This is a genomic window from Pseudoalteromonas sp. NCIMB 1079 (assembly GCF_040567695.1).
Lineage (GTDB): Bacteria > Pseudomonadota > Gammaproteobacteria > Enterobacterales > Alteromonadaceae > Pseudoalteromonas > Pseudoalteromonas distincta.
Genome location: NZ_JBEWZA010000001.1, coordinates 1,601,981 through 1,622,163 on the forward strand (window position 1 = coordinate 1,601,981; position 20,183 = coordinate 1,622,163).

The following is a 20,183-nucleotide window of genomic DNA, read 5'->3' on the forward strand; positions in this document are numbered from 1 at the left end:
AAGCTAAGGAGTACATTATGTTGATGATTAATATAGGTGGTGCACTGTTAATAGCTGCAATTATTTATTGGTTTTGGCTATACAAACCAGAGCAAACACAAAGTGATGACAACAAAGTAACAATAGTCGTTGATAACGGTGTTTATAAGCCAGGACACATTAAAGTGGCAGCCAACAAAGAGGTTGTACTTACCTTTGATAGAAAAGACAGCGCGCCGTGCGCCGAAACAGTGGTATTTCCACAGCTTGATATAAGTAAAATGCTGGCAATGGGTGATGGCAATACGGTTAAACTACCTGCGCTTGAAGCCGGTGAATACGACTTTCATTGCCAAATGCAAATGTATAAGGGCAAGCTAGTTGCTCAGTAACCTGAACTAAGTAGATGTTGGGGTCGTATAGTTGCCTTATATAAGCTGTATAAATAGATGAGTAGGAGTCGTTATACTAAATGAATAAACTAAACCCTAAAAAATTATTGAATAGTAAATGGACCGCAATACCTGCTATAAATAAAGAAAAACACTTCATTATTGTTGAGGTGGAATTTGATGAAGACGGCAATGTAATTGAATGTATTACTGAGGCTGTTATGTCAAAAAATCAATATCCAATTAGTTGGCGAGATTTAAAAGATAACCAAAAGTGGCTGCAAGGGTGGAAGTAGTTTAAATCTATATAATTTACTTCACTCCAATAGCTGGCACACGATGTAGGTTTGTTTAACTCAAGCGAACCTATGCTTTACAGCGCATTAAATTAGGAGTTTAATGCTACAACTTAGCTTTAGCATTGAAACCTTCCTAAATAAATTCGCCATTTGGCAACAAAACAGTTAATTTCAAAATATCTTTCCAAAATTTTTATAATAAATTTCAAAAACAATATAACTTACTGACTATAAATAAATTAATTATTTAATAGCCGGAAATAAATCCTATGTAATTTCCATGTTCATATTCAGTTTATTTTGAAGGCTAACCTAAACGCCCCCTTATTGGCTTTTTAGCAAAAGTGTGTCTTTTTAATTAAACTTAACCAATTGATTTATAGTGGTTTATTATTTTTAGTTAAATGGCTGTTGCTAAATAGCAACAATAACACCTCCCCAAATTAAGCTTTTCTCGCTTTATATCATTTAACTCATTGTTTTTAAGTAATAAATAAAAAGTGGCACCGAAGTTGTAATACCTAGAGTGTATTAAGCAAAACGTGATGAAAGCCAAAGGCCTTAATCGCAACAACCCAATGAAGGAATACTATTATGAAAACATTTCAATCAACATTAGTACTAATGGCGCTAGCTTCTTCATCAGCGGCTTTTGCAGCAACAGATTTTGATACGCTAGACGTAGATGGTAATGGCGCAATCAGCCAAGCCGAAGCTTCAGTAGATGCTGAGCTTTTAAGCAAATTTGAAGAACTCGATACAAACCAAGATGGTGAGCTATCTGAAGATGAGTTTTCTAAGGCCTAAAATTAAAGCCTTAAGCAGTTAATGCTCTGTGATGTTATCTAAATTCTGAGTTGCCAAAGACAACCTAAATAGGCAAGGGAGCTTACTAAAAAGAATAACCAGGAAGTGACTAGAGAACACTATAGAGCAAATTTATTTAGGACACCGCAAACTTTTGAAGGATTAAATTATGAAAAAGCTACAATCAACATTTGTACTTATGGCTATTGTTTCTTCGTCAGTAGTATTTGCAAACACAGACTTTGAAACACGCGATGCAGTCGACAACGCTTCAATTAGTCGCTTTGAAGAGTCACTGCAAGTGATAAAGCAATTTGACGAGCTGAATGTTCAAAGTAGCGGTGGCCCGACAGAAAATAATTTTTTTGAATATTAATTTATAAACACTTTACTCCTAAAGGATCTTTGAAAAGGACTTCTTACCCCTGATCAGGCCCAAAGCCTAAGGAAACGATTATGAAAACATTACATAAAACTCTAGCTCTTGTAGCCCTAGCTTCTTCTTCAGCGGCGTTTGCTGCGGTAGATTTTGATTCTTTTGATACAGATGGCGACGGCGTAATTAGCAAAACAGAAGCCCAAGTAAACTCGCAACTAGTACAGCTTTTTGATCAATTAGATACAGATGGAAATGGCGAGTTATCTAAAGAAGAGTTTTCGAAGGTTCAGTAATAAGCTCTATGTAGAACCTTACCAGTCATACTCACAAAGCAGCTAAGTAATTAATACTTAGCTGCTTTTTTGTGCATTTAATTTATTATATTACTATTTAGTCACCAACGTAGTGCAAAAGTTGAGTTTGGATAGTGTCAAGTTACTGATTGTTAAGTTATTTTATTGTTGGTTTTAAACTTGCAACTCTATTTATAACTTAGGTTAATGAGTATTTAAAATGGCGCGGATGAGTTATATCAGTAGTGTTGAGCGCTACCACGAATATGAGCATGTAATACACAGTTTACTTGAATCTATTTTAATGAGTATTGAGGACGGATTAACTAAAGAGCGTGATACCCGCTATCTGATTAAGCAGTACCCATTTTTAGAATTACAATATTGTTTAAATGCAGAAGGTTTGCAGCAGGGTAATAACGTCTGCTTTAAACGCGCATACAGCAAAAAATTAGGTGAAAGTGGTAATCAACAAGATTTAAGCGAGCGACCCTATTTTTTGAACGCTAAAGCAAGTGATAAAGTGTGCTTTACTGATCCCTATATTTCTATAGCGACTAACCATTTATGTATATCGGCGATTAAAGAGCTAAAAAAACCAATTAATAATCAACATTACTTGGTCGTTGATGTGAGCTTAACGCAGCTTATTGAGTTTGTAATGGGTGATACTGCGCGCGCTAATATGTCGCCTTACTTCAAGGCGGGTTACGGTATTATTGTGGCGTGCTTATTTTGCTTAGTATTATTTTTACTAAATATCGTTTTTAGTGATATATACGCGCTATTAACTCATGTAGATACCTCATCAGACCCACTTGAACCCTTTAGTATCATTATTTACATCACCTTGGCATTGGCAGTATTTGATTTAGGTAAAACAATACTCGAAGAAGAAATCCTGATGCATAAGGATATTTTTAGGCACTCGTCTACGCGGCGCACTATTACACGGTTTATCTCTACTGTGTTGATTGCTATATCAATTGAGGCGCTGTTAACTATGTTTAAAGCGGCTTTGGGGCAATCGGAGTATTTAATGCCTGCCATAGCGATGATGCTGGCAGTAGTAGGGCTTTTAATTGCACTGGCTATTTATGTTTATTTAGGGGCAAAGGCCGAAACGCTATTAATGCGCGCTCGTTTAAAACAAAAATCCTCCAAGTAGGAGGATTTTTATATTACATAACCATTTAATAGCTATTTATTGCTTATCTTGCGCGCGTTTGGCTTTAAAGTCAGACTCGCTCGTCCATTTTGGCCAATCGCCATTATTTGCAAGCTGTGTGGCTATATCAACAATAAGATCTATATCTTGCTTAACACCACCTAACGACCAATCAGCTGAGTAGTCGTCTGCTTCTTTATGGTATTTATGCGCAATGTACTCAGGGTCGGTATCGCCCAGACTCATAAATAATAAACTAGGCACGCCTTGCTTAGAAAGCGAGAAATGATCTGATCTAAAAAACAAGCCATTCTGCGGGCGAGGGTCCATTTTAACAACGCGGCCTTGTGATTTTGCAGCCTTTGCTAAATAGTTTTCCATTGTCGATAAATCTTTACCGTATTGTAAAATGTAGTCAGTGCCATCAAGCACGTTCATGCCATCAATATTTAATAAACCGACCATTTGTTTTGTAGGTACAACCGCACCCGATGCAAATTCTTCAGAACCAATTAACCCCGTTTCTTCTGCTGTAAAGTTTGCAAAAATAATTGAGCGTTTAAATGGTTTTTGCTTGTTCATTTTGCTCATTATACGTGCTATTTCAAGCGTGGCTGCAGTGCCTGAAGCGTTATCTACCGCGCCGTTATAAATTTTAGGGCCGGTATCGGTTTGTTTAGTACCAAAGTGGTCCCAGTGAGCGCTAATAACAACGTATTCGTCAGGTGATTCGCTACCTGTAATTTGTGCAACGACGTTATGTGATTTTGCATGAGATACTTCGTTTTTAAAGGCAAGGTTTGCTTTTAAGTTAAGTGGCGTCGCTTTAAAGTCATCATTTAATGCTGCTTGTTTTAAATCTTGGTAGTTAAGCTTTGCGGCGTTAAACATTTGCTTAGTTGCATCAAGTGTTAGCCAGCCCATAACCGGTAATTTTGATGCGTTTAAATTGTTATCCATTAACGTGTATTTAGTGCCGGTGTTTGAACTTTCAACTACGCCCCAAGGGTATGCCGCAGGTGCTGCTTCATGAACAATAAATACAGCCTTTGCACCTTGGCGAGCGGCTTCTTCATATTTATAAGTCCAACGACCGTAGTAGGTCATTGCATTACCAGTAAAAAGGGCGTCGTTTTGAGTAGCAAAGCCTGGATCGTTAACTAGAACAACCACTGTTTTACCAGTTACATCAATATTTTTATAGTCATTCCAGTTATATTCTGGTGCATTAATACCATAGCCAACAAATACAACGTCAGAATTGCGTACATCAATTAATGGCTGAAGTTGCTCGGTACGTGCGGTAAAGTCTTTACCTGATTCAAAGCTTAAATCACCTACCTTTAACTCCATATCCTGATTAGCTGTCACCATTGCCATTTTTACAGGCTGTAAGTATTTACCTTTATAAGCACCGGTTAAACCCAGCGCTTTATATTGCTCGCTTAAGTAGCCTACGGTTTTTACTTCACCATGAGTAAGCGGGCCTCGGCCTTCAAAGTCATCAGAGGCTAGTGTTTTAATATGCTGTTTAATATTGCTAAGGCTTACACCTGCTGTATTTTCTAATGGAGTTTGTTCGCTTGCAGGCTCTGAGCAGCCAAAGAGTGCAACTAGCAAGCTTAGGCTAGCGCTTTTTAAAAGAGTAGATGCCATAGTCTTCATATTGTTATTTAATTAGGCTTTCAATATAAAGGAAGCACCGCAGCGATGTCGAATTTTTATAGAGAACTTTTCATTCAATTGCAGATTGATTTTATAAGGCGTATAAATAACGAACAATCTAAAGGAGCACATAATGGGCCAATGTAAAAAAGTGGGTATTTATTTATAGCTAGTGGCATTGCATTTTTTTGCTGCTGCAATATTAGCTGAGCAGGAGACATTTTTTGTGCTGTCTGCTTCTTTTATAATACTGGGCACTAAAAGCAAAAAACCAGCATTAGCTGGTTTTTTTGCATAGGTTGCAGTTAGCTTTATGCGTCTGCAAGTTTTACGCGGATCTTACTTTTATCAACAGTAGATTGGTTAAGTGCAGTAATTGCGCTTTTACTTTCTATGTCGTTTGGCATTTCTACAAAGGCAAAACCTTTAGATTGGCCAGTTTCTTTATCAAGTACCAAGTTACAGGTAGTCACTTTACCGTGCTCTGCAAATAAAGTACGAAGCTCATGCTCAGTGGTAGCACGAGACAAGTTACGAACTAATAGTTTCATAATGAACCTAAATAATTATGTCAGTATTAATTATCTCAAGTAACTCAGGTTTAACCTAATTTTATTTTAAAACAAATATAAATAAACACTCTATAGAAATAATTTTTTGTATCACTATGAAAATAATAGATTTTATAATTAAATTTAAAATATCAGTAAATTGGTAATGTTAATTGGTAATTGAATTGTGGTTATTTGTACAATAAATTGGTAAATTCATATTTAATTAACTTACTATTAACCGCAGAACTACTCATGTCTAAATATACCCTTAAACCCTGTAATACAGTTACAGCTATACTTCTATCTTGTTTAGTTACTGGTTGTGGCAGCTCAGGCTCTGATCCTACGGTGCAAAATAATGAAGCGATTTCCTCACAAACTCCTGCAACAATTGGTGGTAACACTCTAGGTGAAGTTATTAGCGATAGTAATGATGCAATAACAGGCTCGTTAACTATTACGGATCAACAATCAGGTGAAGCTGCTTTTGTAGCACAAGAAAATAGCGCTACAAGCTATGGTTTTTTTAGCTTAAATGCTGGTGGAGATTGGTCATACACACTTGACGATTTAAACGCATCAATAACATCTTTAAGTGAAGGTGAAACACTACAAGATACAATAACAGTAAACTCTGTAGATGGTACTAGCGCACAAATTATCATAACAATTGTAGGTGCACCAATAGCTCAAGCTGATGGCTTTGAGAAAATATCACACGTTTTATTGCGATCAGATAGCGTTAATTCGGGGCTTGACGCATACACACTTATTGAAAATGCCTTCGGCGAAGGGTCAATTGAATCTCCAGACTTATATGCTGGTAATCATGAAAGTGTTGTCCATATTATTGAAGATACCGATACGATAATTGGTAACCATTTTGTCTTTTTAGCTCACCGAGATGATGACCAAGATAAAGACAAAGGCGTAAGTGATAGACAACGTAACGAAATAAAAACCTACGATAAATCACCACAAGAAACACTGGCGTTTGAGGGGGAGACATTTCAATATAGCTGGAAATTTAAAGTAAGCATCGAGCTTGAGCTTACGAGTAAGTTTAGCCATTTTTTTCAAATAAAAGCTCGAAATGACAGCAACGATAATACTAATGGCAACGACGACCAGCCTATTATCACTCTCTCTGGAGCACAAAAAAACAGTACAGGTAATCAGCTGCAAGTGCGATATAGCGCAGGGTTTGATGAAAACGGCAACAACACAGGGCTTGATAAAAACCTCATTGAAACCGACTGGTCACTCATTACAGATGAATGGGTCGAGGTATTTGTACAAGCTACATTTAGTGAAAATGGCAAGTTAGATATGACGTTAACGCGCTTAAGCGATAATGCAGAGGTATTTAATATAAGCGAGCAAAACATAGATATGTGGCGCGGCTTTAGTGATGCTGATTTTGCTCGTCCTAAGTGGGGAATTTACCGCTCGATTGTTGAAACCGACAGCCTTCGCGCTGATGAAGAACGTGTTAGGTTTGCTGATTTTTCTATTACAAAAGGTAAGATAGTGCAGTAAGCTATTTTATCAATTAGCATGAAAAAGCTGTTAATGATTATGCATCATTAACGGCTTTTTTAATTTTTTGATAAAAGTGATTACTTCACTTCTTTACCCGCTGCTTGTTGATCAGCATGGTAGCTTGAACGTACAAACGGGCCAGAAGCCGCGTGAGTAAAGCCAATTTCGTCTGCATACGCTTTTAAGCCGTCAAACTCTACTGGTGGCACGTAGCGCTTAACCGGTAAGTGATGCTTAGAAGGTTGTAGGTATTGGCCTACAGTTAGCATGTCAACGTTGTGAGCACGTAAATCGCGAAGTACTTCTTCAATTTCGCTAATTTCCTCACCTAAACCAACCATTAAGCCTGATTTAGTTTTTACTTCTGGGTGAGCTTCTTTAAAGCGACGAAGTAATTCTAAAGACCATTTATAGTCAGCACCTGGACGAGCTAGTTTGTATAAACGTGGCGCAGTTTCAAGATTGTGGTTAAACACATCTGGTGGCGTCTCGATTAATATCTCTAGTGCGCGGTCCATACGGCCACGAAAGTCAGGTACTAAAATTTCGATAGTGATAGTTGGATTATGTTTACGAATCTCGCGAATACAATCGGCAAAATGCTGTGCACCACCATCACGTAAATCATCACGGTCAACTGAAGTGATTACAACGTAGCTTAGCTTCATATCTTTAATAGTAAGTGCTAGCTTTTCAGGTTCGGTGGCATCAGGTTTTAATGGGCGACCATGAGCAACATCACAAAATGGGCAACGACGAGTACAAATTGCACCTAAAATCATAAAGGTAGCTGTACCGTGGTTAAAACATTCAGATAGGTTAGGGCACGAAGCTTCTTCACATACCGAGTGTAAGCCATGCTTACGTAGCGCTTTTTTAATACCGTCAATACGATCGGTTGATTTAGGTAAGCGAATTTTTAACCATTCTGGCTTACGCAACATTTCAGTTTTTTCTGTAGGTAAAACTTTTACTGGGATCAACGCCATTTTTTCTGCGTCGCGTAGTTTTACACCTGGTTCCATTTTGACTGGTTTATTCATTCGTTTTCAAACCCTTCAGTATGCTTAACCTGTGTTGCATTAAGCTTCTTGATCATGTGTTTCACCAATCCTTCACCCGCACTTTCTAGGTTTTGAGGACCATCTAATTCTTTAGTTTGCACCATATTCATGCCCGCATAACCACATGGGTTAATGCGTAAAAATGGACTTAGGTCCATGTTAACATTTAATGCTAAGCCATGAAACGAGCAACCACGACGAACCCTTAAACCAAGGGATGCAATTTTACTGTCATTAACGTATACACCTGGTGCATCAGCTTTAGCATAAGCTTCAATACTATACTCGGCGAGTGATTCAATAATGCACTCTTCAAGCCAAGTAACCAGTTCACGTACACCAATCTTTAAACGACGTAGATTAAATAATACATACATCATTTGCTGGCCAGGGCCGTGGTAAGTTACTTGCCCGCCACGGTCAACTTTAATCACCTCAATGTCGCCAGGAGCTAGTAAGTGTTCGTCCTTACCAGCCTGACCTTGGGTGAATACACTCTCGTGCTCTACAAGCCAAATTTCATCTGGCGTATTTTCATCACGGGTGTCGGTAAAGTCCTGCATTTTTTGCCAAATTGGCATATAACGCTGACGACCCAGTTGGCGTACGATCAAAGTGTTTTCGTTCACAACAAATCTCAACTATGGATTAAAGCATGTGGCGTACGTCATCAATATTGCTGATCACGTTGTAAATTTCTTCAATGTGTTTGCCACTAGTAACTGTTGCTACAAGGCTTACTGACTCGTAATTACCTTTGCTGCTTGGTTTTACTTTAGGGGCGTAATCGCCAGGTGCTATTGGTTGTAACTTAGCTAAAATTTGATCAGTTAAGTTTACGTTAGCTAAACCCATTATTCTGAATGTAAATGGGCAAGGGTACTCTAGGTACTCATCAAATTTAGTATCTTTAACAGGTTGAACCACGACGGTGACTCCTCATACAAAAGTGTGGACTCTATGCAAGCTTGAAGCTTAATACAGATAGGCAATTAGCAGTCTTGCTTATATGGGGCGCATTCTAACATTTTTCAAGCAAAAAAAAACGCCTCACAGTGGAGACGTTTAAATTAGTTACCTAGTTAATAGGGGAGATATAAATTACTGCATGATCTGTAAGCGTAAGTAATCATAAATTTTGCTAAAGAAGCTTCCTTCTTCCACTTCTTCAAGTGTAACTAGTGGGTATTGAGCAATATCTTCGCCCTCTAGTTGTAAGAATAACGTACCTACTTTAGTACCTTTAGCAAGTGGTGCTTCAAGCGTATTATCTAGCTCAAAGTTAGCTTTAAGGTTTTTATGCTGACCACGTGGGATAGTAATTGGTGTATCTTCTAAAATACCTAAAGATACGTTCTCTTTGTTACCCATCCAAATACGTTGTTCTGCAAAGCTATCGCCTGCTTTGTACGGAGTAATTGTTTCATAAAAACGGAAACCATAGTTAAGTAGCTTTTTACTTTCTACTTTACGAGCTCGTTCGCTTGAGGTACCCATAACAACAGCAATTAAACGCATATCGTTTTTAGTTGCTGAGGTAACTAGGCTGTAACCAGCTTCTGATGTATGCCCTGTTTTAATGCCGTCAACATCTAAGCTTTCATCCCATAATAATGAGTTACGGTTATATTGCTTAATGCCGTTGTAAGTAAACGATTTTTGCTTATAAAGTGCATATTCATCTGGCACATCACGAATAAGAGCAGCACCAAGTGTCGCCATATCGCGTGGAGTTGTGAAGTGCTCGTCAGTATCAAGGCCGTGGCTGTTGATAAAGTGACTGTTGCTCATACCTAATTTAGCAGCATGGGCATTCATTAAATCAGCAAATGCACTTTCGCTTCCAGCAATATGCTCAGCCATTGCTACACATGCATCATTACCTGATTGAATAATAATACCGTGGTTAAGCTCATCAACACTAATTTGTTTACCTACTTCAATAAACATCTTTGAAGATTCTGGAAAGTTTTTAGCCCATGCTTTTTCGCTTACCGTTACCATATCGGTAGTGGCAATATTACCTGCTTTAATTTCAGTACCAATTACATAACTGGTCATCATTTTAGTTAAACTTGCAGGTGCTAGCTGTGTATCGGCTTCACCTTCAGCAATAACTTTACCTGTTGTAAAGTCGACTAAAAAATAACCTTTCGCATTAACTTGAGGTGGTGCCGGAATAATTTGGGCGCTGGCTGAGAATACGGCGGCTGTACAAACTAGGCCGCATACACCTTTGAGGATTTTATGTTTAATAGATTTCATCATACTCATTAATGGTTAAAGTTAAAGATTCGCGTTACGCCATTCTATACCCAAACTACCCCGAGATGCGAGTTTCAGTTGGAGTTAAAAACGATTTAGGCAAGGCATTGATTGCAAATAATAGTTACTCTATTGTTCAAATCAATAACGCAGTATAAATCGTTTTTAAACCAACCCTTAGGGCGTTTCACTGGAGCTTACTCTCTGTGTTGTTACTTTTTAAAAGGGATTACCATTTCTACAAAGTAACGCCTAGATATTAAGCCCCAGTGCAACGCTGAATTCTGCATCCTGGGGTAGTTTGGGTATTAGTCTTACTGAGTGTAAAGCAAGAACGCGTTTTGAAATTGATTTTCTTTTAATTTTTTTAATACTTCGTTTGCATGAGGGGTATCTTTTATTGGCCCTAAATGCAGTCTGTAAATATCGTCTTTTTGCACAATATTTGTTGGTAATTTGTATTGCTCTCGCAATGTGCTGGCAAGTGCTTCAATATTAGCAAGTGTACTACCTGCAGCTACCTGAATATAGGTTTGACGCGCAGTTGCGCCCGCAAGCGTAACGGCCTCTAGCTTAACCTTTGCTGTACCATGGGTGTAGTAGCCAAGCTTATAAGCGGCTGCGTACGAAAGATCAATTATTCTATCGTCATGAAACGGGCCACGGTCGTTCACGCGTACTATTACCGACTTACCATTTGCTGTATTGGTTACTCTAACAAAGCTAGGTAGGGGGAGCGTTTTATGCGCTGCGGTCATCGCAAACATATCATACGTTTCACCATTTGAGGTGTGATAACCATGAAATTTACGACCATACCAAGAGGCAATGCCTTCCTCACTATAACCCGTCTCATCAAGCATGGGCGAATAGCTTTTACCAAGCACTGTGTATGGGCGGCTAGCGCTAGCGCTTTTAGTGGTTTCAGTAACTATAGCGTCTTGCATCTCAAGTGTAGTTGGGGCTCTTAATGGCGCTGCATCATGACGCATACTATAACGGCTACTAGAACCGCTACTACAAGCACTTAAAAGCAAAATTAATAACGTGGTAAATATAAGCTGATTTGTGTGTCGCATTATTTTAAAAGCATCCTTTTATCTGTCGCGATTGACATAATAATGCCAAATCCTGCCATTAACGTCACCATCGATGTACCACCATAACTAATCAGTGGTAAAGGTACGCCTACAACAGGTAATAAACCCGATACCATGCCTATGTTTACGAATACATATACAAAAAAGGTGAGGGTGAGTGCGCCTGCGAGCAATTTACCAAATGCATCTTGTGCATTAACAGCAATGTATAAACCACGACCAATAATAAATAAGTACAGGCTAAGTAAAACACATACGCCGAATAAGCCAAATTCTTCGCTTAAAACCGAAAATATAAAGTCGGTGTGGCGCTCTGGCAAAAACTCTAATTGCGATTGTGTACCAAGCAACCAGCCTTTACCTTCTATGCCGCCTGATCCAATAGCAATTTTCGATTGAATAATATGATAACCCGAACCAAGCGGATCGCTCTCAGGATCTAAAAAGGTGAGTACACGTTGTTTTTGATAATCGTGCATACCGTAGTGCCAAAATGGCCATGCAGCAAGCGCTACAATCGAGCTTAAAAAGCCTATTAAACGCCAACTCAACCCAGACAAAAATAATACAAATATACCTGAGCTTGCAATAAGTATAGCGGTACCTAAGTCGGGTTGTTCTTTAATTAATAATGTAGGGAGCATTACAATCATAAAACCAATAATTAAATGTAGCGGGCGAGGTGGTAAGTGGTTTCTACCTATATACCAAGCTACCATCATCGGGACAGCCAACTTCATTAATTCTGCAGGTTGAAATCGTGTCACCCCTAAATTGAGCCAACGCTGCGCGCCTTTTGAGCTTACACCAAATAAAAGTACACCGACTAGCATTAATAACCCAACACAATAAAGTGGGATCACTAACCGCTTTAACGTGGCAGGCGAAAACTGGGCTAAAACAATCATAGCAACAACCGCACCGCCCATGCGGGTCATGTGCCTAATCATCATAGAAGACTCTTGCCCGCTTGCGCTGTAAACAACCATTATGCTGCCAGCCATCATTATAAGTAGTGCAATAAGCAGCGGTAGGTCTAGGTGCATACGCATCCAAATAGAGCGTTTATCGTGCAAAGCGGTCATGGTGTCTCGTTCCTTGCAAGATTAACAGGATTGGCTGCAAAGTAGTAATCCATAAGTTGGCGAGCTATTTGAATGCCGCCGTGGTTGTTTTCTAACACAACAGAAACCACAATTTTAGGATCGCTATAAGGTGCAAAGCCTACATAAATTGTATTATCGCGTTGGCGCTCTTTAAGAGATTCTGCATCGTAGCGTTCACCTTGGGCAATACTAACTACTTGCGCGGTACCGGTTTTACCAGCCGAGTCGTAGTTAGTCCCTTTAAATGCTTTGTGGGCTGTGCCTGATATTTTTTGTACTGTATTATGCATTGCATCTAACGATACCTGCCAATGGCGCGGATCTTTTAAAATAACAGGGGGTTTTTCTTCGTTGTTAATTTGCGTTATGTCGTTATCTTTTTTTATCACTTGCACCAAATGAGGGGGATGATTAATACCACGATTAACTAATATGTTAGTTGCATTTGCAATTTGAATAGGTGTGGCAGTCCAGTAACCTTGGCCAATGCCTACCGAAATAGTATCACCGCGCCACCAAGACTCTTTAAAGCGTCCTTCTTTCCATTCTTTTGAAGGTAGAATAGCAGTAGTTTCTTCGTGAATATCAATACCTGACAAATCACCGTAGCCAAAACGGGCCATAAAATCGCTTATTTTAGTAATGCCTAATCGATAAGCCGCATCGTAAAAATAGGTATCACACGACTCTTCAATCGCTTTATATACATCTACATGACCATGGCCCCAACGTTTCCAATCTCGCCATTTATGTTCAACATTTGGAATTTGAAAAAAGCCAGGATCCCACATTGATGTTGACTCATTTACTATATTTTCTTCAAGCGCTAATACTGCCATTAAAGGCTTTACAGTAGAGGCCGGCGCATAACGACCTTGCGTAGTACGGTTTATTAATGGCCGGTCTTGGTTAAGCAGCGCTTTATAATTTTTGCTGCTAATGCCGTGTACAAATAAGTTTGGATCGTAACTTGGGTTTGAATAAAGTGCCAGCACGCCGCCATCTTTGGCGTCCATAACTACAACAGCGCCGCGCATATCTTTAAGCGCGTGTTGTGCTATTTGTTGCAAGCCAACGTCTAAAGTCAGTACTAAGTCGCTACCTGGTTGCGGTTGGGTCATGCTCAGGGTGCGTATTACACGGCCACGGTTATTAACTTCTACCCGTTGTGAGCCTACTTTACCGTGCAGTGTTTCTTCGTAATATTTCTCTATGCCGAGTTTGCCAATATCATGTGTGGCGCGGTAATTGGTTGCACGGTCTTCTTGCTCTAATTGGTTTAGCTCTTTTCTATTAAGCTTGGCAACATAACCGAGCGCATGCGTTAGTGTGTCGCCAAATGGGTAGTAGCGAGCAAGGCGTGCCTCAATGCTAAAACCAGGAAATTTATGTTGATTAACCGAAAATTTCGCCACTTCTGTTTCGTCTAAGCGGGCTTTTAATACTTGTGATTTAAAACGACGGGTGTGTTTTATATCTTTTAAAAAGTCTTGTTTGTCTTGCTCTGTAATCGCAATTATTTTACTTATTTGATTAAGCGATTCGTCAAGGTCGTCTACCTCTTCGGGGATGACCTCAAGGTTGTAAACAGGTTTGTTTTCAGCAAGTAGCACACCGTTACGGTCGTAAATTAAACCACGGTTGGGTGCAATAGGAATAACTTTAATGCGGTTATCGTTGGAGCGGGTTTGGTAGTCTTGGTGATCTTCGACCTGAATAGTATAAAGATTAGAAAGCAATACTGCGACTAATCCTAATACAAAAACAAAACCCACGAATGCTCGCCTAGCAAATAAGTTTGCTTCTGCGGAGTGGTCACGAATAGTGGGTCTATGTTTTAGCATGGCAAGGGTTACTCGCGATGATAAGGATGGTTGTTATTTAAGCTCCAGCCTCGGTAAAGGCTCTCTGCAACAATTATACGCACCAAAGGATGCGGCAATGTTAAATTAGATAACGACCATTTTTGCTCAGACGCTGCAATACACTCTGGAGCAAGTCCTTCAGGTCCGCCAATAAGTAAACTTACATCGCGGCCATCGAGTTGCCATTTTTCCATATTTTTAGCAAGTTGGTGAGTATCCAGTGCTTTCCCTGTTACCTCTAACGTTACAATACGATTGCCTTTTGGAATAGCCGCTAATGTTTTTTCACCTTCAATGTGTAAAATACGCTTTATATCTGCATTTTTACCACGTTTACCGGCTGGAATTTCGATTAACTCTAGCGCCATATCTTTAGGGAAACGGCGCTGATATTCTGCAAATCCCGTTTCTACCCATGCTGGCATTTTAGTACCAACAGCAATCATTTGTATTTTCACGTATTACTTCCAAGCATTGTCTAAAATGAGTGAGCGTTTAGCCCCACAGTTTTTCTAGATCGTAATAGCTACGTGCTTCGTTTTGCATCACGTGTACAACCACATCACCTAAATCAACCAGTGCCCATTCGCCGTCGCCTTCACCTTCATAACCTAGTGGCTCTGAATCTGCATGACGCGCTTCTTTTGCTAAGTGATCGGCAATTGACTGTACGTGGCGTTTAGAAGTACCAGAACAAATTACCATGTAATCTGTAATATCTGATGTTTCAGTTACGTCAATATGAACGATGTCACGCGCTTTCATATCGTCAATTTTATCCATTGCAAAGGCGAGTAGTTGTTTTGAATCCAAGGTTTTGTCTCAATTTAAAAATTTAATGGCGCGCATTTTAACACGCTAGGAGTTTTTAAGCATCAATTTGATAGAGCTGATGCACTTCTATGTAATGACTCACTGCGTCGGGCAATAGTTCATTCTTTTTATTACTTTTTTTTAGCTGCTTGCGAATTGTACTTGAGGCCGCATCGAGCATTTCACCCGGTAAAAAATAAAGTTTACCTGCAAGTGAGTGTTTTAGTGCCGCGACTTCGCCGGCATTTGCGCGTTGCATATAGCTTTTGAGCTCACCTGTTACAGTGCAATGTTGAGCAGGACGCTGGTACACCACAATATGGCAAAGCTGCGTTATTGCCTTCCACTCAAACCATTTATCGAGATTGTTAAACGAGTCCATACCAATTAAAAATAAAATAGGCGTAGTGGGGTGCTCTTTACGAAGTTCTTGCAAACTAAGTAGTGAATACGATGGACCAGCTCGGTTAAGCTCTCTTAAATCGAGTTCAAAATGAGGATGAGGTGCAATGGCTGCGTTTAGCATATTAATACGGTGCTGAGTACTAATTCCCGGAGCTGCTTTATGTGCAGGGAGTGCACAGGGCATAAAATAAAGCGTATCTAAATTAAACACATTAACGCATTGCTGCGCCATATTTAGATGGCCTAAATGGACTGGGTCGAAAGTGCCACCAAAAATTGCGATCATTTAACACCCATTAGTTATTTATTAATTAACCGCGTGGCACGGCATAGGAATGTTGAGCGGCTGGCAAAATTTAATACAAATATGAGCAAGCGCTTGGTAAGGTGCAATTAAATTACCTTGCTTGTAACTAGCATCAAACAACGCAACATCACTGTTTATTTGTTCTAGTGTGTGCATATTTAAACGGTTAATTGCGTTTTGAACTGGACCTTGTTGGTTTTTCCAAATTGCTTTTTGTTTAAATAAATTTGCTATAGGTTCGCCATTTAATAAACCAAGTTGCACACTTATAAGTGTATTAAGCTCTTTGGTTATAGCCCACAAAATACTCACCACTTCGGTGTTATCGCTGGCAAGTTTGTTTAATACTTTTATAGCTTGTTTCGCGTGACCATTTAATAGCGCATCGCTTAAATCAAAAATATCAAACTTGGCTTGGTTTAACAGACCTTGCATTACTAATTGCTGAGTAATTAATGCATTGCCGTGCAGTAGCGAGAGCTTCTCAAGTTCCTGAAAACAGGCTAACAAGTTGCCTTCGGTGGCATTTATTAAGCTTACTTTGGCGTCGCTTTGCATATTAAGTGATAAACGTTGGCATTGCTCATCAAGCCATCGTTTTACATGAGAGCCCGTAAGCGGGTAGCAAGGTACAAATACACCTTGCTTATCAAGAGCTTTAAACCATGCTCCACGTTGTACTTCTTGGCTGGCTTTAGCGCCTTTAACAATTAAAATAGTATCGGGATTAACCAGCTCAACTACTTTTTTAAAGGTGTTGCTGCCAATAACGCCTGGCTTTTGTTGGTTTAAATCAAGTTCAATAATAGTGCGCGCACTAAACAGCGACATACTTTGGTACTGGGCTATAATTTCTTGCCAATCGAATCCTTGCATTAAAGTAAACTTAATTACTTCATCAAAACCTTGTTGCTTAGCACTGTCGCGAATTTGTTGTACGCACTGCGCTTCTTGAAAAGGCTCTTCACCAAATACTAAATAAAAGGGCTTTAGCCCTTTATTTAATTCACTCGGTAGTTGATTAGCATAGCAGCGCATTATAGTTGCGACAGCTCTCTAACAATACGACGACTGGCTTGCTCACGAATCTCGCTAATGAGTAGCTCAAGCTCTTTTGCTTTTGCTAATGCATGATCCGGATCGTCTTGGTAATTACGATAAAGCTCAAAACGTTTTTCTATCGCTTTTTCACCAGGGCGTTTAACTACATACGACACGCCATAAGCAAGTTCGTATTCAGCAACCTGACCATTTTGAAACAGCGAAAGTGTTTGGCGTTCAATACTTTCTTTGCGTAAATACAATTGGGCTTTATCTTTAGCTGACGATACTAGCTCTACGTTACTCGCTTTAAGCTCTTTTTTAAGCTCAGAAAATAAAGTCGATTTTTCATCATCGCCTACAAGTGTTAGCTGTTTTAAGTTATCAGGCAAGCTAGAGGCTTTTTTTAAATGAAAGCCACAGCTTGATAACAAAAAACAGACTAGCACTAAGGCTAGTCCATTTTTAATGGCGTTAAATGCAGCCATATTAGTTAGCTACCACGTTAAGTAGTTTACCTGGTACGTAAATGATTTTACGAATGGTTGAGCCATCAGTAAATTTAGTTACGTTAGATTCTGCAAACGCAAGGGCTTCTACTTGCTCTTGAGTGGCATCAGCTGCCACTGTTAACTTAGCGCGAAGCTTGCCGTTTACTTGTACGATGATTAGTTTTTCATCTTCAACAAGTGCAGACTCGTCAACTTTTGGCCATGCAGCATCTAAAATCTCGCCTTTTTTACCAAGCTCTTTCCAAAGCTCATGCGATAAATGCGGAGTAATAGGTGCAAGCATAATAACTAATGCTTCAAGTGCTTCGTTAGCAATCGCTACATCTTGTTTGTCGCTCAGTGGTGCTTTTAATAACTTATTAGAAAGCTCCATAATGGCTGCAATAGCGGTGTTAAAGGTTTGACGACGTTCAACATCATCAGTCACTTTAGCAATTGCTTTGTGTAAGTCGCGACGTAGTAATTTTTGCGGGTTAGTGAGCGCTGATTTATCAAGTGCTTGGTAACCTACTGTTTTAACGTCTACTGCGTATTTCCATACACGTTTTAAGAAGCGATGTGCGCCTTCAACACCTGAGTCTGACCATTCAAGCGTTTGCTCTGGTGGTGCTGTAAACATCATAAATAAACGCACTGTATCTGCACCATACTGGGCAATTACATGTTGTGGGTCTATACCATTGTTTTTAGACTTAGACATTTTACTCATGCCTGATGAGAATACCGGCTCACCGTCTTCTTTATGCCATGCTTTAGTTACGCGGCCTTTGTCGTCGGTTTCGGTATTTACATCGCTTGGCGAAATCCATACATCGCCGCCTTTTTCATCTTTACGATAAAATGTTTCAGCAAGCACCATACCTTGACAAAGTAAGCGGTCGAACGGTTCGTCTGAATTTACCAAACCAAAGTCACGTAATAATTTATGGAAAAATCGCGAGTACAATAAGTGTAAAATAGCGTGCTCAATACCACCAATGTATTGGTTTACTGGTAACCAATAGTTAGCAGCCGCTGGATCTAGCATGCCTTCGTCGTAGCGTGGGCTACAGTAGCGTGCGTAGTACCAAGATGATTCCATAAAGGTGTCAAACGTGTCAGTTTCGTGAAACGCAGGTGCGCCATTTACTGTTGTTTTAGCCCATTCTGGGTCTGCTTTAAGAGGTGACGTTACACCATTCATTACCACATCTTCTGGTAAGCGAACTGGTAGCATATCTTCTGTTGCTGCAAGTTCTTTGCCTTCTTGGTCGCTAAGCATTGGGATTGGAGAACCCCAATAACGCTGACGGCTCACACCCCAGTCACGTAGACGGAAGTTTACTTTACGCTCCCCAACACCGAGTGCTTCAAGCTTGTCGGCAATGGCTTTAAACGCGGTATCAAAATCAAGACCGTCAAATTCACCTGAATTTACAAGCACACCTTTGTCGGTAAATGCTTCTTGCTCAAGGTTTACTTCAAGATCTGAGCCTTCAACCGGTGCAATTACTTGTTTAATATCTAGGCCGTAAGCCGTTGCAAATTCAAAATCGCGTTGGTCGTGTGCAGGTACCGCCATAACAGCGCCTGAGCCGTAATGCATTAATACAAAGTTAGCGACCCAAATTGGTACTTGCTCGCCCGTTAATGGGTGAGTTGCATAAAAGCCTGTTGCTATGCCTTTTTTCTCCATTGTTGCTATGTCTGCTTCGGCAATTTTGGTGTTTTTGCATTCTTCAACAAACATTGCAACAGCATCGCTATTTTTAGCGGCTTCTTGTGCAATAGGGTGACCACCAGCAACAGCAACATACGTAACACCCATAAAGGTGTCTGGACGAGTTGTGTATACACTAAAAGTTTCGTTATTATCGGTGCGTTTAAATTCAATATCACACCCTTCAGAGCGGCCAATCCAGTTACGCTGCATTGTTTTAACTTGCTCTGGCCAATCTTCCAACTTGTCTAAATCGTCAAGTAGTTCTTGTGCGTAGTCGGTAATTTTAATAAACCACTGTGGGATTTCTTTTTGCTCAACCACAGCGCCTGAACGCCAACCGCGACCGTCAATAACTTGCTCGTTAGCTAATACTGTTTGATCCACTGGATCCCAGTTAACCGTCGACATTTTTTTATACACTAAGCCTTTTTCGTAAAGCTTAGTGAAAAACCACTGCTCCCACTTGTAGTATTCTGGATGACATGTCGCAATTTCGCGATCCCAGTCATAACCAAAACCTAATTGCTTAAGCTGTGTACGCATGTAATCAATATTTTCGTATGTCCACTTAGCAGGTGCTGTTTTGTTTTTAATAGCAGCGTTTTCTGCAGGTAAACCAAACGCATCCCAACCCATAGGTTGCATTACGTTTTTGCCTTGCAGGCGCTGGAAACGAGAAACAACATCACCAATGGTGTAGTTACGTACATGACCCATATGCAGTCGACCACTCGGATAAGGAAACATAGAAAGGCAATAATACTTTTCTTTGCTCTCATCTTCAGTGACTTTAAATACCTGGTTTTCTTCCCAGTAGCTTTGTACTTTTGACTCTATATCTTGCGGGTTATATTGCTCTTGCATCTATGGTTCCAGACTTCTTGCAAACTAATAAAAAATTGCCATTAGGATACCCCAAATAAAG

Annotated in this window: 22 protein-coding genes; 7 read left to right on the forward strand and 15 right to left on the reverse strand. The window is 39.8% G+C overall.

Translation table 11 applies throughout. The features are described from left to right. Nucleotides 1-17: 17 nt before the first annotated feature. The 6 genes from ABX891_RS07345 to ABX891_RS07370 all read left to right on the forward strand — a co-directional run bounded on the left by ABX891_RS07345 (nucleotide 18) and on the right by ABX891_RS07370 (nucleotide 3,317). A complete protein-coding gene (locus ABX891_RS07345; protein ID WP_354629206.1) occupies nucleotides 18-371 on the forward strand; it encodes a cupredoxin domain-containing protein in 354 nt (117 codons plus the stop codon). Nucleotides 372-451: 80 nt separating this feature from the next. After that, complete coding sequence (locus ABX891_RS07350) at nucleotides 452-667, forward strand: TIGR02450 family Trp-rich protein (protein WP_182755538.1); 216 nt, start codon at nucleotides 452-454, stop codon at nucleotides 665-667. A gap of 597 nt (nucleotides 668-1,264) precedes the next feature. Continuing rightward, entirely contained in the window at nucleotides 1,265-1,477 is a 213-nt protein-coding gene (locus ABX891_RS07355; RefSeq protein WP_007585535.1) for an EF-hand domain-containing protein, read from the forward strand. A 169-nt stretch (nucleotides 1,478-1,646) separates the two neighbouring features. Continuing rightward, nucleotides 1,647-1,853, forward strand: a complete 207-nt coding sequence (locus ABX891_RS07360; RefSeq protein ID WP_354629207.1) for a calmodulin — start codon at nucleotides 1,647-1,649, stop codon at nucleotides 1,851-1,853. 80 nt (nucleotides 1,854-1,933) lie between these two features. Further along, the gene (locus ABX891_RS07365; RefSeq protein ID WP_024597051.1) at nucleotides 1,934-2,149 is read left to right on the forward strand and encodes an EF-hand domain-containing protein; all 216 of its coding nucleotides are present in this window, start codon (nucleotides 1,934-1,936) and stop codon (nucleotides 2,147-2,149) included. A gap of 220 nt (nucleotides 2,150-2,369) precedes the next feature. Beyond that, a complete protein-coding gene (locus ABX891_RS07370; RefSeq protein WP_024603579.1) occupies nucleotides 2,370-3,317 on the forward strand; it encodes a PDC sensor domain-containing protein in 948 nt (315 codons plus the stop codon). Between the two features lie 36 nt (nucleotides 3,318-3,353). On the opposite strand, the gene ABX891_RS07375 is transcribed toward ABX891_RS07370, so the two are convergent. Further along, complete coding sequence (locus ABX891_RS07375; protein WP_309168958.1) at nucleotides 3,354-4,973, reverse strand: M28 family metallopeptidase; 1,620 nt, start codon at nucleotides 4,971-4,973, stop codon at nucleotides 3,354-3,356. A 320-nt stretch (nucleotides 4,974-5,293) separates the two neighbouring features. Next, on the reverse strand, nucleotides 5,294-5,533 hold the full coding sequence (locus ABX891_RS07380; protein WP_002958513.1) for an RNA recognition motif domain-containing protein: 240 nt from the start codon (nucleotides 5,531-5,533) through the stop codon (nucleotides 5,294-5,296). Nucleotides 5,534-5,788: 255 nt separating this feature from the next. Between ABX891_RS07380 and ABX891_RS07385 the strand changes: the two genes are divergently transcribed. Further along, nucleotides 5,789-7,075: a VCBS domain-containing protein gene (locus ABX891_RS07385; protein ID WP_309168585.1), complete on the forward strand. Its 1,287-nt coding sequence runs from the start codon at nucleotides 5,789-5,791 to the stop codon at nucleotides 7,073-7,075. Between the two features lie 80 nt (nucleotides 7,076-7,155). On the opposite strand, the gene lipA is transcribed toward ABX891_RS07385, so the two are convergent. From lipA to leuS, 13 genes are all read right to left on the reverse strand, one after another. Then, on the reverse strand, nucleotides 7,156-8,121 hold the full coding sequence (gene lipA, locus ABX891_RS07390; RefSeq protein WP_002958515.1) for a lipoyl synthase: 966 nt from the start codon (nucleotides 8,119-8,121) through the stop codon (nucleotides 7,156-7,158). Beyond that, a complete protein-coding gene (gene lipB, locus ABX891_RS07395; protein ID WP_024605578.1) occupies nucleotides 8,118-8,771 on the reverse strand; it encodes a lipoyl(octanoyl) transferase LipB in 654 nt (217 codons plus the stop codon). Before lipB ends, lipA begins: the two co-directional genes overlap by 4 nt. Nucleotides 8,772-8,790: 19 nt before the next feature. Continuing rightward, nucleotides 8,791-9,069 (reverse strand): DUF493 family protein YbeD, encoded by a 279-nt coding sequence (gene ybeD / locus ABX891_RS07400; RefSeq protein ID WP_002958517.1) that lies wholly within the window; start codon nucleotides 9,067-9,069, stop codon nucleotides 8,791-8,793. A 174-nt stretch (nucleotides 9,070-9,243) separates the two neighbouring features. Next, on the reverse strand, nucleotides 9,244-10,407 hold the full coding sequence (locus tag ABX891_RS07405; RefSeq protein WP_002958518.1) for a serine hydrolase: 1,164 nt from the start codon (nucleotides 10,405-10,407) through the stop codon (nucleotides 9,244-9,246). Between the two features lie 314 nt (nucleotides 10,408-10,721). Further along, nucleotides 10,722-11,486: a septal ring lytic transglycosylase RlpA family protein gene (locus tag ABX891_RS07410; protein ID WP_182682065.1), complete on the reverse strand. Its 765-nt coding sequence runs from the start codon at nucleotides 11,484-11,486 to the stop codon at nucleotides 10,722-10,724. Further along, entirely contained in the window at nucleotides 11,486-12,592 is a 1,107-nt protein-coding gene (rodA, locus tag ABX891_RS07415) for a rod shape-determining protein RodA (RefSeq protein WP_182671323.1), read from the reverse strand. The genes ABX891_RS07410 and rodA overlap by 1 nt, the downstream gene beginning before the upstream one ends. Then, nucleotides 12,589-14,457, reverse strand: coding sequence for a penicillin-binding protein 2 (mrdA, locus tag ABX891_RS07420; RefSeq protein ID WP_354629208.1), 1,869 nt, complete (start codon nucleotides 14,455-14,457; stop codon nucleotides 12,589-12,591). The genes rodA and mrdA overlap by 4 nt, the downstream gene beginning before the upstream one ends. An 8-nt stretch (nucleotides 14,458-14,465) precedes the next feature. Next, on the reverse strand, nucleotides 14,466-14,936 hold the full coding sequence (rlmH, locus tag ABX891_RS07425; protein ID WP_002958522.1) for a 23S rRNA (pseudouridine(1915)-N(3))-methyltransferase RlmH: 471 nt from the start codon (nucleotides 14,934-14,936) through the stop codon (nucleotides 14,466-14,468). Nucleotides 14,937-14,973: 37 nt separating this feature from the next. Beyond that, nucleotides 14,974-15,291: a ribosome silencing factor gene (gene rsfS, locus ABX891_RS07430; protein ID WP_002958523.1), complete on the reverse strand. Its 318-nt coding sequence runs from the start codon at nucleotides 15,289-15,291 to the stop codon at nucleotides 14,974-14,976. 55 nt (nucleotides 15,292-15,346) lie between these two features. Then, nucleotides 15,347-15,982, reverse strand: a complete 636-nt coding sequence (nadD, locus tag ABX891_RS07435) for a nicotinate-nucleotide adenylyltransferase (protein ID WP_309168587.1) — start codon at nucleotides 15,980-15,982, stop codon at nucleotides 15,347-15,349. 21 nt (nucleotides 15,983-16,003) lie between these two features. Then, nucleotides 16,004-17,041: a DNA polymerase III subunit delta gene (gene holA / locus ABX891_RS07440; protein WP_010554702.1), complete on the reverse strand. Its 1,038-nt coding sequence runs from the start codon at nucleotides 17,039-17,041 to the stop codon at nucleotides 16,004-16,006. Next, nucleotides 17,041-17,532: an LPS-assembly lipoprotein LptE gene (locus tag ABX891_RS07445; RefSeq protein ID WP_309168589.1), complete on the reverse strand. Its 492-nt coding sequence runs from the start codon at nucleotides 17,530-17,532 to the stop codon at nucleotides 17,041-17,043. The genes holA and ABX891_RS07445 overlap by 1 nt, the downstream gene beginning before the upstream one ends. 1 nt (nucleotide 17,533) lies before the next feature. Next, the gene (leuS, locus tag ABX891_RS07450) at nucleotides 17,534-20,122 is read right to left on the reverse strand and encodes a leucine--tRNA ligase (protein WP_309168590.1); all 2,589 of its coding nucleotides are present in this window, start codon (nucleotides 20,120-20,122) and stop codon (nucleotides 17,534-17,536) included. Nucleotides 20,123-20,183 lie beyond the last annotated feature (61 nt).

Bases quoted from the DNA above. Each gene is read 5' to 3' on its own strand.
- ABX891_RS07345 (WP_354629206.1), top strand. From the start codon at position 18: ATGTTGATGATTAATATAGGTGGTGCACTGTTAATAGCTGCAATTATT.
- ABX891_RS07350 (WP_182755538.1), top strand. From the start codon at position 452: ATGAATAAACTAAACCCTAAAAAATTATTGAATAGTAAATGGACCGCA.
- ABX891_RS07355 (WP_007585535.1), top strand. From the start codon at position 1,265: ATGAAAACATTTCAATCAACATTAGTACTAATGGCGCTAGCTTCTTCA.
- ABX891_RS07360 (WP_354629207.1), top strand. From the start codon at position 1,647: ATGAAAAAGCTACAATCAACATTTGTACTTATGGCTATTGTTTCTTCG.
- ABX891_RS07365 (WP_024597051.1), top strand. From the start codon at position 1,934: ATGAAAACATTACATAAAACTCTAGCTCTTGTAGCCCTAGCTTCTTCT.
- ABX891_RS07370 (WP_024603579.1), top strand. From the start codon at position 2,370: ATGGCGCGGATGAGTTATATCAGTAGTGTTGAGCGCTACCACGAATAT.
- ABX891_RS07375 (WP_309168958.1), bottom strand. From the start codon at position 4,973: ATGGCATCTACTCTTTTAAAAAGCGCTAGCCTAAGCTTGCTAGTTGCA.
- ABX891_RS07380 (WP_002958513.1), bottom strand. From the start codon at position 5,533: ATGAAACTATTAGTTCGTAACTTGTCTCGTGCTACCACTGAGCATGAG.
- ABX891_RS07385 (WP_309168585.1), top strand. From the start codon at position 5,789: ATGTCTAAATATACCCTTAAACCCTGTAATACAGTTACAGCTATACTT.
- lipA (WP_002958515.1), bottom strand. From the start codon at position 8,121: ATGAATAAACCAGTCAAAATGGAACCAGGTGTAAAACTACGCGACGCA.
- ABX891_RS07405 (WP_002958518.1), bottom strand. From the start codon at position 10,407: ATGAAATCTATTAAACATAAAATCCTCAAAGGTGTATGCGGCCTAGTT.
- ABX891_RS07410 (WP_182682065.1), bottom strand. From the start codon at position 11,486: ATGCGACACACAAATCAGCTTATATTTACCACGTTATTAATTTTGCTT.
- rodA (WP_182671323.1), bottom strand. From the start codon at position 12,592: ATGACCGCTTTGCACGATAAACGCTCTATTTGGATGCGTATGCACCTA.
- mrdA (WP_354629208.1), bottom strand. From the start codon at position 14,457: ATGCTAAAACATAGACCCACTATTCGTGACCACTCCGCAGAAGCAAAC.
- nadD (WP_309168587.1), bottom strand. From the start codon at position 15,982: ATGATCGCAATTTTTGGTGGCACTTTCGACCCAGTCCATTTAGGCCAT.
- holA (WP_010554702.1), bottom strand. From the start codon at position 17,041: ATGCGCTGCTATGCTAATCAACTACCGAGTGAATTAAATAAAGGGCTA.
- ABX891_RS07445 (WP_309168589.1), bottom strand. From the start codon at position 17,532: ATGGCTGCATTTAACGCCATTAAAAATGGACTAGCCTTAGTGCTAGTC.
- leuS (WP_309168590.1), bottom strand. From the start codon at position 20,122: ATGCAAGAGCAATATAACCCGCAAGATATAGAGTCAAAAGTACAAAGC.